Here is a 15,898-nt window from a genome sequence, read left to right on the forward strand (position 1 = left end):
CTCATGGCGGCCATTTGGCTTGGCGATTCGGGCGCGCTGCCGACGGTCGCATTATCGCCAAGCTTGGCGGATCACCTCAGCGCGGTTCGGGAGGGGACATGCGTCGATTGCTCGCGATGGGTCTGGCCATGTTCGTCGCCGCAGCAGTGCATGAGGCGGCGTTCGGAGAGCCGCTGAAGGTCGTCTCCGAGGGGCCCGTTACCGAGTCGAGCGCGACCCGGTTCTTGCTGCATGCCGACCGGCTCGGCCGCGATTTCGAGGTCGTGGTGTATGTACCTCGCGCGACCGTCTTCCTCCCCGGCCAGAAGCTCCCGGCGATCTACGCGCTCGACGGCGGCTATGGACTAGCGGGGCTCCAAAGCCTCTTCCTCTCCGCGCGCGACTTCATGGCTCCCGCCATCGTCGTCAGCATCGACTATGTCTCCGGCCAGCAAAACTTTCGCGCGACCGATTTCACGCACAATCCGTTCACGGTCGCCGGGACCACTGCGGGAGGTGGTGGCGCCGCGTTCGAGGCCTTTTTGCTGCAGGATCTCAAGCCGTTTATCGAAGCAAGATATCCAGCCGACCCGGCCGGCTCGGTCCTGTTCGGTCACTCGCTCGGCGCGGTGTTTGCCGCCAACGTCTTCACGGATAGGCCGGACGCCTTTTCGGGCTACATCATCGGCAGCCTAGTCGTGCCGCGGGACCCCACCATCGTCGGGCGCGTCGCCAAGGCAGCCAAGGCGGCCCACGGCGTCCGGGTATTCCTAGCCGTTGGCGGTGACGAGGATGGCACAACCGCCGAAAACCGGATGATGCGGCAAGGTTTCGCGAGTATGGCTGAGGCGCTGAAGAACCAGCCCGGCATCACCTTGGAGGCGCGGTCCTATCCGGGTGACGTCCATCTCTCGTACTACCCAAAACTGATCCTCGACGGCTTTCGATTTGTCCTGCCGCCCACTGTACCGGTGAACCTGGCGTTTGCCATCCTGCCGGCCAGCACGATCGCGCGGTACGAGGGGGTCTACGATATGCCGGATGGGCGCACGATCACCGTCAAGGGGGCGCGAGACTCCATGCTCACGGCTGAAATCAGCGGTACTGCGCCGGTCTTCCTGCTGCCCAACGGTCCGGACCGCTACTACGCCTATACGTCCGACCTCGACGTGCTTTTCGACGCAAACGGCATGACGCTCGTCGGCCACGGGAACGCAAAACTGAGGGCCGGCCGCGAGAAGGCGCCCTAGTTCCGCGATCCTTCCCCCACTCACCCTTCATCAACCCTTCCGCTTCATCTCTAGCTCAGTCACACTGGAACAGACGATGAACGCCCCGAATCAACTCCTCCGCATCCTCGGCCTCGACCCGGGCCTGCGCCGCACCGGCTGGGGCGTGATCTCGGTGGAGGGCGCGCGGCTCACCCACATCGCCCACGGGGTGATCGCGCCGAAGGACAGCCTGCCGTTCTCCGAGCGGCTGCTGGTCCTCTTCGACCAGATCTCCGAAGTGGTCGCGCTCCACGCCCCGCATGAGGCGGCGGTGGAGGAGACCTTCATGAACACCAACGCCCAGTCGGCGCTGAAGCTGGGGCACGCGCGGGCCTGCTGCCTGATCGCGCCGGCGCGGGCGGGCTTAAGCGTCGCCGAATACGCCGCCACCGTGGTCAAGAAGGCCGTGGTCGGCACCGGGGCTGCGGACAAGACCCAGGTCGGCTTCATGATCCGCCGCCTGCTGCCCACCGCCGGCGACACCACCGCCGACGCCGCAGACGCGCTGGCCGTCGCCATCGCCCACGCCCACGCCCGGCGGGCGCGGACGCTGGGAAGAGTGGCTTAGCCCACGGCGTCCTTCTCCCCTTGTGGGAGAAGGTGGCCTGCGGAGCAGGTCGGAGTGGGGTCGAAAGCCCTATCCAATCTGACAGCTGGGTCGCGCGGAGAGCGGAGCGCAACCCCACATCCGTCAGGCCTTCGCCTGACACCTTCTCCCACAAGGGGAGAAGGATTTTCGTGGCTCGACCGCTAGCCCGGCCGGTGTTCGCCCGCGGCAGGCGCGGCCGGCGCGCGCATCGTATGCACGCCGTGGAATCCCGTGCCGCCGTGCTCATGGCGGAAGTGGTGGGCCTCGTCGCGGACGAACTCGCCGTTCCGTTCGTGGCGGTAGAGGAACACGTCGTCCGGCCCCCAGTAGCCGCCATAATAGGGGCCATAGGCGTCGTCGTAGAACGCGTCGTAGCCGCCGCCGAAATAGTGGCCGCCGTAGCCTCCGTCGGCGCAGGCGGCGAGGCTCAGGGCGCCGGCGGCGGCGATCAGGGAGAGAGCAAGGGGCTTCATCATCGTCATGTCCCAAAACCCCGACCGGCCCGGATAGAACGCGGCGACGGCTTTTGGTTTCCCCGAAGGTCAGCCGCCCCAATTCGGCCCGGCCCTGGGCGCAGTCTGGTGCGGTCCCGGAGGTACCGCCCATGCGCTGGATCGCCCTGCTCGCCGCCGCCGTCCTGCTTAGCGCCTGCGCGGAAAGCGTGATGGACAATTCCCCGCACGGAACCGACCCGCCCTGGGACTCCGCCATCCCACCCCCGCACGGCTAGCGGCCAATCCCGAGAGGCCCGCGCGGCGCGCGCCTTCCGAATTGGCCACGGAAAACACGGAAAGAGCACGGAAGGCGCCTAGATCTTCGATGGAAGGGGCGACTTCATTGCGCGCATAGCGCGCGATTCCTCCTGGCCCGGCGCCAGCGCCATTCTCCCCTTTTCCGTGCTCTTTCCGTGTTTTCCGTGGCCAAAATGACTGAGCCTAAGCCGCCGGGGCGATCTTGCCGCGCCCGAACAGCACGCCCCAGCTCATCCCCCGCGTGGCCAGCGCCACGGCGCTGTAGACCACGACCCCGGCCACGCCCATCGCCGCCTCGACATAGAGCATGCCCGTCGCCCCGAACCTCGTCTCCGCCCAGCCGTCCACCAGGGTGACCACCAGGATCGGCACGTTAGAGAGCGAGGAGATCAGGTTGAACTTGGTGCCCGCCGCGCCCTTGCCGATGGCCTCCAGGGTCACCGCCGAATAGGCCCCGTAACATAAGCCGACGACGGCGTTGTAGAGGCAGGCCACGACCAGGAAGCTGATCGGCGTGCGCGGCGCCAGCGCCATGCCCACCGCCACCATCGACAGCACGATCCCGAACAGGGCGTAGGCCCGCTTGCGGTCGATCTTGTCGGCGATGTAGCCGCCGAGGATGCAGCCGGGGATGCTGACCAGGCCGGACAGCAGGCCGCCCACCAGGGCCACCTCGTCGGCGCCGGCGCTCCAGTCCTTGGCGATCGCCGCCCAGAGCTGCTGCAGGCCGCCCGAGCCGATCGGCAGCAGCATCAGGAAGCAGGCGAGCAGGCCGATCCGCGTCTTGATCAGGGTCAGCACATCGGCGCCGGTCTCGACCAGCGTCGCCCAATAGCTCTTGCCGTGGCCCACCCGGCCGGGCTCGACGATGCGGATCAGCGGCCAGGCGCAGGCCAGGCTGACCACGGCCAGCAGGGAGCCGGAGATCCACGGATGGCCGGAATGCTGCGCCAACCACAACCCAAGCCCACCGCCCAGGCCCGCGCCGCCCAGGTTGCCCGCCTGGCTCCAGCCGCCGGCCTGGCCCTTCAGGTGATCGGGCACGTCGAAGGCCATCAGCCGGTCCACGGCGATGGAGGTGACGCTGGCCGCCACGCTGCCGGCGAACACCAGGGCGCTGAACACCGGCAGCAGGCTCACCTCCAAGGGTAGGATCGCGATCCCGGCCAGGCTGGCGGCCGTGGCGACCAGGCCGATCATGAACCAGGCCTTGGCGCTCAGCGTGGTGTCGATCACCGGCGCCCAGGCGACCTTCCAGGTGTTGGGCAGGAGCGTCATGCTGGCGAGCGCGGCGATCTGCGCCACGCTGGCGCCGGCGTGGCTGAGCAGCCAGCCCAGGGTCACGGTCACATAGCCGGAGGCGATGCCGTAGGGCAGGTAAAGGAGGAGATAGACGCCGGGATGCGTGCTGGCCTTGGGCGCTGGCGTTTCGGTCATCTGGTCCCCGACTGTCCCGCGACACTAGCCGCCGCCGGCCGCCTGCCAACCGAACAAATTTGTCGCGTCCCGGCCGGTGGGCCGCGGGCCACGTTTGGTTGAGAAGCTGGGTTAACGCACGACGCGGGGCCACGCGCCGATGATCTACGGGCGTTCACGGTTTTCAAGCAGGGCGACGCGGTTTACGGCAATGTCAGAACAGATGCCGAACGTGATTCACATTAGAACCCGCTCATCCCCGGCCAACGGAGCGGCGAAGCCGCGCAGGCCGAGCCGGGGACCCATGCGGCCGCACGTCCTGATCGGACCCCTCCCATGATCGGCCGCCTCTGGGGCCTGGTCGCCGAAGTGGGCGAGGAGGATGCGCTGATCGACGTCTCGGGCGTCGGCTATGTCGTGCGCTGCGGGTCGCGGACGCTGGGCCGGATGCCGGCGGTGGGCGGGACGATCGACCTGCACATCGAAAGCCAGTGGGGCGAGCAGACGGGCATGACCCTCTACGGCTTCCTGGACCGCCACGAACGCCGCGCCTTCGTCATGCTGAAGACCATCCAGGGCGTGGGACCCAAGGCCGCACTCGCCGTCCTCGACGTCCTGCCGCCCGCCGAGCTGTCCTCCGCCGCCCAGCGCGGCGACCAGGCCGCCGTCTCCCGCGCCCAGGGCGTCGGCCCGAAGCTGGCGCTGCGCATCGTCACCGAGCTGAAGGACAAGCCGATCGGCGACGGCCTGGTCGCCGCCTTCCACGCCTCGGCCAGCCCAGCCGTCCCCGCCAAGCCCAGCGCTGCGGGCGAAGCCGTCGCCGCCCTCATGGGCCTCGGCGTCGCCGAACCCGCCGCCCGCCGCGTGGTCGAACAGGCGGCCCTGCGCCTGGGCGAAGACACTGAAGCCCCAGCCCTGATCAAGGCGGCCCTGCAGGAGCTGGGGCGGTGATCGCAAAAACACCGCTCATCCCGGCGAAAGCCGGGACCCAAGCTGAGTGGGTGATTTTCACCAACGCCATGATCCCGCGCAGGCGTCGCATGGATCCCGGCCTTCGCCGGGATGAGCGGTGGAAACGATGACCCGCCTCGTCTCCGGCGAACCGGCGCCGCTCGAAACCCCGGACAAGGCGCTGCGGCCGCAGACCCTCGCCGAGTTCGTCGGCCAGGAGCAGGCCAAGGGCAATCTGCGCGTCTTCATCGAGGGCGCCCGCAGCCGCGGCGAGGCCCTGGACCATGTCCTGCTGTTCGGGCCGCCCGGTCTCGGCAAGACCACGCTCGCCCAGATCATCGCCCGCGAGCTCGGTGTGAACTTCCGCGCCACCTCCGGCCCGGTGCTGGCCAAGGCCGGCGACCTCGCCGCCATCCTCACCAACCTGGAACCCAACGACGTCCTGTTCATCGACGAGATCCACCGCCTGGCGGCCAATGTGGAGGAGATCCTCTATCCGGCCATGGAGGACCACGTGCTGGACCTGATGATCGGCGAAGGCCCCTCGGCGCGCTCGATCCGCATCGATCTCGCGCCTTTCACGCTGGTCGCGGCGACCACGCGCGCGGGCCTCCTGGCCACGCCGCTGCGCGACCGTTTCGGCATCCCGATCCGTCTGGAGTTCTACACCCCGGCCGAACTGCAGAAGGTGCTGGCCCAGGCCGCCCCCAAGCTTGGCCTGAACCTGCACCACGAGGGCGCCGCCGAGATCGCCGCTCGCGCCCGCGGCACGCCGCGGGTCGCCGGGCGCCTGCTGCGCCGGGTCCGCGACTTCGCCGCCAGCGACGGCGTGGAGGTCATCGATCGCGCCGCCGCGGCCAGCGCGCTCGCCCGCCTGGACGTCGACGAGATGGGCCTCGACGCGCTCGACCGCCGCTACCTGCGCGCCCTGATCGAGAACTACGCCGGCGGCCCGGCGGGCGTGGAGACGTTGGCCTACGCCATCGCCGAGGCCCGCGACGCCGTCGAGGACGTCATCGAGCCCTTCCTGCTGCAACAGGGCTTCATCCAGCGCACGCCCCGCGGCCGCATGGCCTGCGCCAAGGCCTATGCCCATCTCGGCATGATGGCGCCGAAAGGCGTCGGCCAGGCCCAGCCCGGGGACCTGTTCGATGAGTGAGCCATCATCAGGCTGGCTGGTCGGCCGCGAACATCAACTGCCGGTGCGCATCTACTACGAGGACACCGATTTCACCGGCGTCGTCTATCACGCCAACTACCTGCGCTATTTCGAGCGTGGGCGGAGCGACTTCTTCCGAGTGGTCGGCGTCAGCCATTCGGCCCTGCTGGAGCGGCCCGATCCGGCGGCTTTCACGATCACCCACATCACCGTCGACTTCAAACGCGCCGCGCGCATCGACGACGCGCTCCTGGTGCGTACGACCTACGACAGCGTCAGGGGCCCACGCCTGTTCATCAGCCAGCGCATCACCCGCGGCGAGGAACTGATTGCGGCGGCGCAGGTTGAAGCTGCGTGCATCGACCTCAAGGGCCGGGCGCGCAAGCCGCCATCGGGCATGGCCGAGGCGCTGGCGCCTTTGTTTGCCGAATCCTCAAATACCGATCCGCCATAAGTTCGCCACCGCACAGCGCCACCACCGAATTCCTCCGCCGATTCGCGTCTTGTCTTGGGAGCTCCTGGCCTCGCATGGATTCCGCCGCCGCTATCACGCCAGAGAGTTTCAACTTCTTCGTCCTGTTCATGAAGGCCGACTGGGTCGTGAAACTGGTCATGCTGGGCCTGGGCGCGGCCTCGCTCTGGTCCTGGACCGTGATCCTCGACAAGACCTTCCGCTTCTCGTCGCTCACCCGCGACGCCAACCGATTCGAAGACGACGTGGCGTCCGGCAAGAGCCTGGAAGACGTCGCCGCCGCGGCCGGCGAGCGGCCCCGCCACGCGCTCCCGCGCATGCTGCAGGGCGCGCTGCGCGAATGGCGTGACGCCCGCAACAAGGGCCTCGCCACCGACACCCAGGCCGCCTTCCTGATCCAACGCATCGACCGCGTGCTCGACGCCGCCATCGCCCGCGAGAACGCCCGCCTGGAGGATGGCCTCGGCTCCCTGGCCATCGTCGCCACCGCCTCGCCTTTTGTTGGGCTGTTCGGGACTGTCTGGGGTATCATGAACGCCTTCCAGTCGATCGCCATCCAGAAGAACACCTCGCTGGCGATCGTCGCCCCCTCCATCGCCCAGGCCCTGTTCGCCACGGCCATCGGCCTGATCGCGGCCATTCCGGCCTACATCGCCTACAACAAGTTCTCGACCGACGCGGCCAAGTACGCCGGCCGCCTCGAGGGCTTCGCCGACGACCTCTCCACCGCCATCCAGCGGCGCCTGGCGGAGCGGACCTAGGCCATGGCGCTGTCGGCCAACGACGCCTTCGCCGCCGGCGGCCGGGGCCGCAGACGCCGCGGCGGGCGCGGCCGCCGCGGCGCGCTGTCGGAGATCAACGTCACCCCGCTCGTCGACGTGATGCTGGTGCTGCTGATCGTCTTCATGATCTCCGCGCCCCTGCTGACCGCCGGCGTGCCGGTGGAGTTGCCGAAGACCGAGGCCGGCTCCCTGCAGGATCAGGCCGAACCGCTGACGGTCTCAATCCGCGCTGACGGCCAGCTGTTCATCAAGGAGGACGAGGTGCCCTTCGGCGTCCTGGCCCCGCGGCTGCAGCAGATGGCCGGCCCCAACAGCAACAAGCCGATCTATGTCCGCGCCGACGGCAAGGCGCCCTACGCCATCGTGGCCCAGGTGATGGCGGCGCTCTCCACCTCCGGCTTCACCGCGATCAACCTGATCACCGACACCGGCGGCCCGTCGTCGGGCGGCCAGCCCGCGGGATCCAAGCTCGCCACTGTCCCCGGGGAGCCTGATCGCCCGTGACCCGCCGGGAGCTCTCGCCTGCCATGCTGGGGTCGCTGCTGTTGCATGTGACCGTGGCGGTGGCGCTGCTGATCTCCTGGAACTTCAGCCGTGACCTGAAGGCGGGCTCCGTCGTGCCGGTGACCATCGTCTCGCACGCCCCGCCGTCGGAGGACGTGCGGCCCGCCGAGCAGGCGCCGGTCGAGCAGACCGCCCAGACCGAGGAGCCCACGCCCGAAGCCCCGCTGCAGTCGACGCCACCCGTCCCGACGCCAAAGGCCGTGGCCCCGCCGCCGAAGCCCACGCCCAAGGTCGCGCCGGAGCCGAAACCGGTCCCCGCGCCCGCGCCGGCCAAGCCCACACCGCCAGCCAAGCCGCAGAAGAGCCTCGACCTCGACGCCCTCTCCGCCAGCATCTCCAACATGGCCAAGTCGGCCAAGCCGTCCTCCGCCGCCAAGGGTCCCGCACGGCCGGAGACCGCGCCCATCGCCCGGCAGACGCAAGGGACAGGCGTCTCGGCGCTGGCCATGAACGGCCTGGTCGCCCAGCTGCGCCGCCACTGGCATCCCAACTGCGAGGTTGAGGGCGCCCGCGACGTCAACATCCAGGTGACCTTCTCGGTGGGCTCCGGCGGCCAGGTCGATCCGGGATCGGCCAACGCGCACGGCTCGGAGAATTCGCCCAACCCGATCGTCAAGGCCGCCGCCGAGCGCGCCGTCCGCTCGGTGTATGAGGTGAGCGCACTTAAACTGATCTCCCCCGACTTCTATGGTCAGCGCGTCAACGCGACCTTCCCGGGAAACGAGGCCTGCTCCTGATGACGTCCTTCTCCAAACGGACCCTGCTGACAGTGCTGGCGGCCTTGCCGGCTGCGGCCCTTGTGGCGCCCGCCGCCGCGCGCGCCGACATCGAGGTCAACGTCAACCGCGGCGATGTCCAGCCCCTGCCCATCGCCATCCCGGCCTTTGGCGGCGGCCAGGTGGGCGCCGACATCGCTGGCGTGATCAGCGGCAACCTGCAGCGCTCGGGCCTGTTCCGGCCGCTGGATCCGGCGGGTTTCGTCGACCGCGACCTGAACATCGCCGTCGAACCGCGCTTCCCCGCGTGGCAGCAGATCAACGCCCAGGCGCTGATCAATGGCCAGGTAACCGTGGTCGGCGCGCGCCTGCAGGTCGCCTTCCGCCTGTGGGACGTGTTCGCTGAGAAGCAGCTGCTGGGCAGTGAGATGGCCTCCAGCCCGGAGAACTGGCGGCGTGTGGCGCACAAGATCAGCGACGCGGTCTATGAGCGGCTGACCGGCGAGAAAGGCTATTTCGACACCCGCGTGGTGTTCGTGGCCGAGACCGGCGGGCGCGGCTCCAAGACCAAGCGCCTGGCGATCATGGATCAGGACGGCGCCAATCCCAGCTACCTGACCGACGGCTCGACGGTGATCATGACGCCGCGGTTCTCCTCCAACAGCCAGGAGATCACCTACATGGAGCTTCGGCCCGAGGGGTCGAAGATCTATCTGCTGAACCTCGAGACCACGCGCCGCGAGAGCCTGGGCGATTTCAAGGGCATGGTCTTCGCCCCGCGGTTCTCGCCGGACGGCAGCCGGGTAGCCTTCTCCGTCGAACGCGCCGGCAACAGCGACATCTTCGTCATGGACCTGAAGAACCACGCGACGACGCGGCTGACCGCCGATCCGGCCATCGACACCTCGCCGTCCTTCTCGCCGGACGGGACGAAGATCGCCTTCAATTCCGACCGGTCCGGCTCTCCGCAGATCTACATCATGGGCGCTGACGGCTCGAACCCGCGGCGGATCAGCTTTGGCCAGGGCCGCTACACCACGCCCGTCTGGAGTCCGACGGGCGAATTCATCGCCTTCACCAAACAGACCGGCGCCGAGTTCCATATCGGCGTCATGAAGCCCGACGGCACCGACGAGCGCATCCTCACCTCCAGCTATCTCGACGAGGGCCCGGCCTGGGCCCCGAACGGCCGGGTCCTGCTGTTCAGCCGCGAAGGCGGCGGTGGCGGATCGAAGCTTTGGAGCGTCGATGTCACCGGCCGAATCCTGCAACCCATGCCCTATCCTGGCGGCGCGTCGGACCCGGCGTGGTCGCCCTTGTTGAACTGACTTCCGTTTGGGGCCTTTCCACAGGGAAGCTCTGGCGTTACGCCGCAAGGCGGACGGAACGAATCTTTAGCCTCGCGCCCCGACGATGCTCGGACCCAGCGCGCTTTCGAAGGAGACGCTTTCCATGGTCATCACCCGCAACACTGGGAGCGCCCTGCGAGCGACGCTCATCGCCGGCGCAGCCCTGTCGCTCGCCGCCTGCGCCAGCCACCCGAAGCCGGCCTATCCGACGACCCAAGCTCCCGCGCCGCGCGGGCCGGAAGCGCCCCGTGGGCCAACGGGCCCATCGCGTCCCGAGCCGGTGACGCAGAACGCCCTCCCGGGCTCCGAGCGCGATTTCACGGTCAACGTCGGCGACCGGGTCTATTTCGACTACGACCAGTACGCGGTGCGCGCCGACGCGGCGCCGCTGCTCGACGCCCAGTCCGATTGGCTGAAGCGTTATCCGGCCGTGCAGGTGCGGATCGAGGGCAACGCCGACGAACGCGGCACCGAGGAATACAACCTCGCGCTCGGCGCGCGGCGAGCCAACGCAGTGCGGGAATATCTGGTGGCGCACGGCGTCGCCGCCGGCCGCATCACCACCGTCTCCTTCGGCAAGGAAAAGCCCATCGATCCTGGCGCCGGCGAAGTGGCCGAAAGCCATAACCGCAACGCCCACACCGCCATCGTCAGCGGCGCCCGGATGCAATGATGCGCAGCGGACGCCTGCGTCTGCTCGGCGCAGCGGCGGCGATCGGCCTGATCGCCGCCCCGTTCGCCACGGCCCTCGCCCAGACGCCCATGGACGATCCGCTGGACGCGCGGGACGCCAAACGACTGGACCGCATGGAGAACGTGGTTCGCGAACTGCGTGACATCGTCTTCAAGGGTCAGAAGACCGGCGTCCCGGTGGTCGTCGAGCCGGCGGACACCGACTCGCGCCTGGCCGACGTCGCCACCAAGGTCGGCGATCTGGAGCAGTCGCTGACCAAGCTCAATGGCTCGCTGGAGACCACCTCGCACGACCTCGATCAGGCGAAGCGCGAGAACACCGCGCTGCGCGCCCAGGTCAAGGCGCTGAGCGATCGCCTGGCCGCTGACGAGCAGAAGATGGACGACGCGGTGAAAGCCGCCGCCTCGGCCGCTGTCGTCCCGGCGGGGCCGCCCGAACCGCCGCCACCGCCCGATCCCAAGGCCGCGGCGGCGTCAGCCAACGACGCCTTCGGCAAGGCTCGGCAGAAGATGCTGAGCGGCGACTACGACGCCGCCGAGACCGCCTTCAGCGACTATGTCACCACCTATCCGGACACGCCGAAGACGCCCGAGGCGCGTTACTGGTGGGGCAAGACGCTGGCTGTGCGGGGCGACTATGTGAAGGCCGCCAGCGCCTTCATCGGCTCGATCCGCGGCTGGCCGCAGACGGCCTGGGCGCCCGACGCGGTGGTCGAACTGGGCCGCGCCCTGGTGCAGCTGAAGAAGCCCGCCGACGCCTGCGGGACCCTCTCGGAGCTCAAGCGCCGCTATCCCAAGGCGCCGCCGGCCGTAGAGGCCCGCGCGGCGACGGTGCGACTGCAGGCGAAGTGCACCTAGCGGCGACAGCCCGGAAGCTATCGCCCGGTCTGGAAAAGGCGGCCGGAGAGGTCCTCGACCGCCGTCTGCTGCGGGATCATCCGCGGCCCATCGCCGTCGCGCTGTCAGGCGGCGGCGACTCCGTGGCCCTGTTGCTGGCCGCGCACGACTGGGCGAAGACCGCCGGACGCCAGCTGATCGTCCTCACCATCGATCACCAGCTTCGGCCCGAAAGCGCCGCCTGGACCGAGACCTGCGCCGCCATGGCCCGGCGCCTGGGCCTGCCGTTCCGCGCTCTCCCCTGGACCGGCGAGAAGCCGGCGACGGGCCTGCCCGCCGCCGCCCGCGCCGCACGCCACGCCCTGCTGGCCGACGCCGCGCGGGACGCCGGCGCGCGGGTGATCCTGCTGGGCCACACCGCCGATGACGTTCTGGAGGCCCGCCTGATGCGCCAGGCCGGCTCGACCACGCCGGAGCCTCACGAATGGTCGCCCTCGCCCGCCTGGCCGCAGGGACGCGGGCTCTTCCTGCTCCGGCCGCTGCTCGGCGTGCGCCGCGCCGCGATGCGCGCGTGGCTGTCCGCCCATGGCGAACACTGGCTCGATGACCCTGCCAACGAGGACGCGGCCTATGCCCGGCCGCGTGCGCGGCAGACCCTGGCGATGGGCGCCGCGGCGCCGGCTTCGAAGGCCCGGGCGTCCGCCAAGGCGCTCGCCCTGGCGACGCGGCAGGACGACACGGCAGGACTTGAGATCGACCGAGCCGTCCTTCGCGCCGCCCGGCCCGACGCCCTTGCGCGCTTCCTCTCCGCCGCCTGTCTCTGCGCGGCCGGCACGGCTCGCCCGCCGCAACGCGCCAAGACGGAGCGGCTGGCGGCCCGGATCACCAGCGAAGAAGACTTTACCGCCAGCCTCGCCGGCGCCCGTGTCGAGGCGAAGGCCGGCGTGGTGAGATTCGGACGCGAGCCGGGCGAGGCCGCTCGCGGCGGCCTGGCCCCGATCAAACTGGGCGCGGGACAGATCGCTGTCTGGGATGGCCGCTTTGAGGTCACCGCCGACGGCGCCACGGAGGTCATCGTCGCGGCCCGCCGGACGACGCCTGTCACGACGGATGCAGCCGTCGCGCTCACAGTCCGCCCGCTGAGTCACCCGCGTCTGCTGGCCGCCTGCGGGGCCGTGGAGACCGAGCCGCTCTAGCGGTGCGCCGTCGCCAGGACGTGCTCCACGCCGCGCACGATCGGATCGGCGAAGCGGCGGCCGAGCAGGTTGGCGTGGCCGGCGCCGGCCACATGCTCGATGTAGCCGTTCTGCGAGGCCAGCGCCGGAACCGACTGGATCTCTTTCAGCGCCGTGACGGTCCGCGCCCCGGCGGTGATCACCGCGATCGGCATCGCCGGCGGAAAGTCCGCCGCGCGGGCCTGGTCGGAGGTGGCGCGCCACTGGTTCACCTCCTGCGACGCCCAATGGGCATGGGAGGCCAGGCCATAGATGTGGCGCTTCTCGGCCGAGGCTTCCGGCGGCAGGCCGATGCGGTCGCCGGCCACCGCCGCCACGGGGCGCATCATGCCGTACTTCGCGCCTTCGCTGGTCCAGCCCAAGATGCGGCTGAAAGCGTCGACGCCTTTGCCGCCGATAGGATGGGTGATGACGTCCGGGGTCACCGCGTCCACCAGCACCACGCCCAGCACCTGATCGGGGTGGGTCAGCGCGTAGAGCCGCACCATCAGCCCGCCCATGGAGTGGCCGGCCAGCACATAGGGGCCGGGCTCCTCGATCTCGCGCAGCAGAGCCGCCAGGTCGGCCACGATGGATGTGCCGTCGCGCGGCTTCGGGCCCGGCTCGGAGTGGCCGAGGCCGGCGCGGTCATAGGCCAGGCTGGAGAGCCCCCTGGCCGTCAGCCGTTCCTGCACTTCCGCCCAATCCGAGGCGCAGCCGAAGGCGCCGTGCTCGAGGACGACGATGGGCCGTTCGTTCCTGGGCCCCGCGCGCACCATCCGCAGCCGCCGGCCGCCCACATCGACCATCTCGCCGCGCGGCGGCTTGGGGGTCGGGTGGGCGAAGGCGACGGACATGGGCGCTAGCTCGCCTTGACGAAGGGCTTGGGCCGGCGGTTTCCGCCCTGACGGGCGAACATCCAGCCGGGATATTCGCTGGGCAGTTGCGAGACTTCGTCCAGCTTGGCCATGTCGTCAGCGCTGAGCGTCAGGTCGACGGCGGCCAGGTTGTCGTCCAGCTGCTCCAGGGTCTTGGCGCCGATGATGATGCTCATCGTGAAGGGCTTCTGGAGAATGTAGGCCAGAGCCACGCGGGCCACAGACGCGCCGTGGGCTTCGCCCACCTCGCGCATCACCTCGATGCATTTCCAGGCGCGGTCCTTGTCCACCGGCGGGAAGTCGAAGGTGGTGCGGCGCGAGCCCTCCGGGTTGTTCGAGCCGGGCCCGAACTTGCCGCTGAGCAGCCCGCCAGCCAGCGGCGACCAGACCATCAGGCCGAGCTTCTCCTCGCTCAGCATCGGGACCAGCTCACGCTCCAGGTCGCGGCCGGCGATCGAGTAATAGGCCTGCAGGGTCTCGAAGCGGGCATAACCCTTGGCTTCCGACAGACCGAGCGCCTTGGCGATCTTCCAGGCCGCCCAGTTGGAGACGCCGATGTAGCGGACCAAACCCTGGCTTACGAGGTCGTCCAGCGCACGCAGGGTCTCGTCGATGGGCGTGACCGTGTCGTTGCCGTGGATCTGATAGAGGTCGATGTGGTCGGTCTGCAGGCGCTCCAGGCTGCCGCGCACCGAGTCCATGATGTGGCCTCGCGAGGCGCCGCGGTCGTTGGGCCGCGGGCCCATCTCGCCGAAGACCTTGGTGGCGATGACGACGTCGGAGCGCTTGACCTCCAGGTTCTGGAGCGCCTGGCCGAACAGCTTCTCGGACTCGCCGAAGGAATAGACGTCCGCTGTGTCGAAGAAGTTGACCCCGGACTCCAGGGCGCGGCCGACGATGCCGTCCACCTCGCCCTGCTGCAGGGCACCGATCGTCTTCCATATGCCGGTGTCTTCGGACCCGCCGAAAGTCATGGTGCCCAGGCAGATCTCGGAGACGAATAGGCCCGTGCGGCCGAGTTGATTGTACTTCATGGAGCGCCTCCGATTTCAGGACGCTCCGCATATGGTCAGGCCAATGTGACGCGGGAAGGTCAGCACCGCCGCGGCTTCGCAATAAATCGGAAAAACGCCTGTCGAAGCGGCGCCTAAAGGCTCTTCAAAATGCCTTCGACCATCTTCTTGGCGTCGCCGAACAGCATCATGGTGTTGTCACGGAAGAAGAGCTCGTTCTCGACGCCGGCGTAGCCGGAGCTCATGCCGCGCTTCACGAACAGCACCGTGCGCGCCTTCTCCACGTCCAGGATCGGCATGCCGTAGATCGGACTCTGCGGATCGGTCTTGGCGGCCGGGTTGGTGACGTCGTTGGCGCCGATCACGAAGGCCACGTCGGCGGTGGGGAACTCGGCGTTGATGTCTTCCAGTTCGAAGACCTCGTCGTAGGGAACGTTGGCCTCGGCCAGCAGGACGTTCATGTGGCCGGGCATGCGGCCAGCGACAGGGTGGATGGCGTACTTCACCTCGACGCCTTCCGCCTTCAGCTTGTCGCCCATCTCGCGAAGCGCATGCTGCGCCTGGCTGACCGCCATGCCGTAGCCGGGGACGATGATCACCTTGGAGGCGTTCTTCATGATGAAGGCGGCGTCGTCCGCCGAGCCCTGCTTCACCGGCCGGGTCTCGACCTTGCCGCCAGCGGCCGCGGCGCTGTCGTCGGCGCCGAAGCCGCCCAGGATCACAGAGATGAAGCTGCGGTTCATCGCCTTGCACATGATGTAGCTGAGGATCGCGCCGGACGAGCCCACGAGGGCGCCGGTGATGATCAGGGTGGTGTTCTCCAGCGTGAAGCCCAGCGCCGCCGCGGCCCAGCCGGAGTAGCTGTTCAGCATCGAGACCACGACCGGCATGTCGGCGCCGCCGATCGGGATGATCAGGGTGATCCCGACGATCAGGCTGAGCGCGAAGACGCCCCAGAAGGCCCAGAGCGCGGTCCCGCCGCTCATCACCAGAAGGACGATCAGCGCCACGATGCCCACCGCCAGCGCCAGGTTCAGCAGGTGTCTGGCGGGCAGCAGGATCGGCGCGCCGCTCATATTGCCGTTCAGCTTGGCGAAGGCGATCACCGAGCCGGTGAAGGTCACCGCGCCGATGGCCAGGCCCACGGCCAGCTCGATCAGCGAATGGGTGACCACGCCGCCCTCCGGCGAGGCGATGCCATAGGCGGCCGGCGTATGGATCGCCGCCACCGCCACCAGGCAGGCGGCCATGCCGACCAGGGAG

At 69.1% G+C, this 15,898-nt stretch carries 18 protein-coding genes; 13 read left to right on the forward strand and 5 right to left on the reverse strand.

Annotated features, from left to right (window positions below; all coding sequences use genetic code 11):
- Positions 1–98: 98 nt before the first annotated feature.
- Both VHS75_RS18670 and ruvC read left to right on the forward strand, forming a co-directional pair.
- Positions 99–1,229 (forward strand): alpha/beta hydrolase, encoded by a 1,131-nt coding sequence (locus VHS75_RS18670; RefSeq protein ID WP_329640120.1) that lies wholly within the window; start codon positions 99–101, stop codon positions 1,227–1,229.
- A gap of 76 nt (positions 1,230–1,305) precedes the next feature.
- Entirely contained in the window at positions 1,306–1,818 is a 513-nt protein-coding gene (ruvC, locus tag VHS75_RS18675; protein WP_329640121.1) for a crossover junction endodeoxyribonuclease RuvC, read from the forward strand.
- 182 nt (positions 1,819–2,000) lie between these two features.
- Here the strand turns inward: ruvC and VHS75_RS18680 are convergent, their stop codons facing one another.
- The gene (locus VHS75_RS18680) at positions 2,001–2,315 is read right to left on the reverse strand and encodes a hypothetical protein (RefSeq protein WP_329640122.1); all 315 of its coding nucleotides are present in this window, start codon (positions 2,313–2,315) and stop codon (positions 2,001–2,003) included.
- Between the two features lie 128 nt (positions 2,316–2,443).
- On the opposite strand from VHS75_RS18680, the gene VHS75_RS18685 reads away from it, so the two are divergent.
- A complete protein-coding gene (locus VHS75_RS18685; protein ID WP_329640123.1) occupies positions 2,444–2,569 on the forward strand; it encodes a hypothetical protein in 126 nt (41 codons plus the stop codon).
- A 205-nt stretch (positions 2,570–2,774) separates the two neighbouring features.
- On the opposite strand, the gene VHS75_RS18690 is transcribed toward VHS75_RS18685, so the two are convergent.
- Complete coding sequence (locus VHS75_RS18690) at positions 2,775–4,028, reverse strand: MFS transporter (RefSeq protein ID WP_329640124.1); 1,254 nt, start codon at positions 4,026–4,028, stop codon at positions 2,775–2,777.
- A gap of 315 nt (positions 4,029–4,343) precedes the next feature.
- On the opposite strand from VHS75_RS18690, the gene ruvA reads away from it, so the two are divergent.
- The 10 genes from ruvA (at position 4,344) to tilS (ending at position 12,726) form a co-directional block, all read left to right on the forward strand.
- Positions 4,344–4,958, forward strand: coding sequence for a Holliday junction branch migration protein RuvA (gene ruvA, locus VHS75_RS18695; protein WP_329640125.1), 615 nt, complete (start codon positions 4,344–4,346; stop codon positions 4,956–4,958).
- A gap of 127 nt (positions 4,959–5,085) precedes the next feature.
- Positions 5,086–6,117 (forward strand): Holliday junction branch migration DNA helicase RuvB, encoded by a 1,032-nt coding sequence (ruvB, locus tag VHS75_RS18700; RefSeq protein WP_329640126.1) that lies wholly within the window; start codon positions 5,086–5,088, stop codon positions 6,115–6,117.
- Positions 6,110–6,571: a YbgC/FadM family acyl-CoA thioesterase gene (locus tag VHS75_RS18705; RefSeq protein ID WP_329640127.1), complete on the forward strand. Its 462-nt coding sequence runs from the start codon at positions 6,110–6,112 to the stop codon at positions 6,569–6,571. Before ruvB ends, VHS75_RS18705 begins: the two co-directional genes overlap by 8 nt.
- 74 nt (positions 6,572–6,645) lie before the next feature.
- Positions 6,646–7,350: a protein TolQ gene (gene tolQ, locus VHS75_RS18710; RefSeq protein ID WP_329640128.1), complete on the forward strand. Its 705-nt coding sequence runs from the start codon at positions 6,646–6,648 to the stop codon at positions 7,348–7,350.
- A 3-nt stretch (positions 7,351–7,353) separates the two neighbouring features.
- Positions 7,354–7,875, forward strand: a complete 522-nt coding sequence (locus VHS75_RS18715; RefSeq protein WP_329640129.1) for an ExbD/TolR family protein — start codon at positions 7,354–7,356, stop codon at positions 7,873–7,875.
- Positions 7,872–8,672: an energy transducer TonB gene (locus VHS75_RS18720; RefSeq protein ID WP_329640130.1), complete on the forward strand. Its 801-nt coding sequence runs from the start codon at positions 7,872–7,874 to the stop codon at positions 8,670–8,672. Before VHS75_RS18715 ends, VHS75_RS18720 begins: the two co-directional genes overlap by 4 nt.
- Positions 8,672–9,979 (forward strand): Tol-Pal system beta propeller repeat protein TolB, encoded by a 1,308-nt coding sequence (gene tolB, locus VHS75_RS18725; RefSeq protein WP_329640131.1) that lies wholly within the window; start codon positions 8,672–8,674, stop codon positions 9,977–9,979. Before VHS75_RS18720 ends, tolB begins: the two co-directional genes overlap by 1 nt.
- A gap of 124 nt (positions 9,980–10,103) precedes the next feature.
- Positions 10,104–10,673: a peptidoglycan-associated lipoprotein Pal gene (gene pal / locus VHS75_RS18730; RefSeq protein ID WP_329640132.1), complete on the forward strand. Its 570-nt coding sequence runs from the start codon at positions 10,104–10,106 to the stop codon at positions 10,671–10,673.
- The gene (gene ybgF / locus VHS75_RS18735) at positions 10,673–11,551 is read left to right on the forward strand and encodes a tol-pal system protein YbgF (RefSeq protein WP_329640133.1); all 879 of its coding nucleotides are present in this window, start codon (positions 10,673–10,675) and stop codon (positions 11,549–11,551) included. Before pal ends, ybgF begins: the two co-directional genes overlap by 1 nt.
- Complete coding sequence (tilS, locus tag VHS75_RS18740) at positions 11,542–12,726, forward strand: tRNA lysidine(34) synthetase TilS (protein ID WP_329640134.1); 1,185 nt, start codon at positions 11,542–11,544, stop codon at positions 12,724–12,726. Before ybgF ends, tilS begins: the two co-directional genes overlap by 10 nt.
- Here the strand turns inward: tilS and VHS75_RS18745 are convergent.
- The 3 genes from VHS75_RS18745 to VHS75_RS18755 form a co-directional block, all read right to left on the reverse strand.
- Positions 12,723–13,601 carry an alpha/beta hydrolase gene (locus VHS75_RS18745; RefSeq protein WP_329640135.1) on the reverse strand — a complete coding sequence of 293 codons (879 nt, stop codon included), beginning with the start codon at positions 13,599–13,601 and terminating at the stop codon, positions 12,723–12,725. The genes tilS and VHS75_RS18745 overlap by 4 nt on opposite strands.
- Before the next feature lie 5 nt (positions 13,602–13,606).
- Positions 13,607–14,656 carry an aldo/keto reductase gene (locus VHS75_RS18750; protein WP_329640136.1) on the reverse strand — a complete coding sequence of 350 codons (1,050 nt, stop codon included), beginning with the start codon at positions 14,654–14,656 and terminating at the stop codon, positions 13,607–13,609.
- A 113-nt stretch (positions 14,657–14,769) separates the two neighbouring features.
- On the reverse strand, positions 14,770–15,898 hold a 1,129-nt coding region (locus tag VHS75_RS18755), incomplete at its 5' end, for an NAD(P)(+) transhydrogenase (Re/Si-specific) subunit beta (RefSeq protein ID WP_329640137.1).

The organism is Phenylobacterium sp., from assembly GCF_036264965.1.
GTDB lineage: Bacteria > Pseudomonadota > Alphaproteobacteria > Caulobacterales > Caulobacteraceae > Phenylobacterium.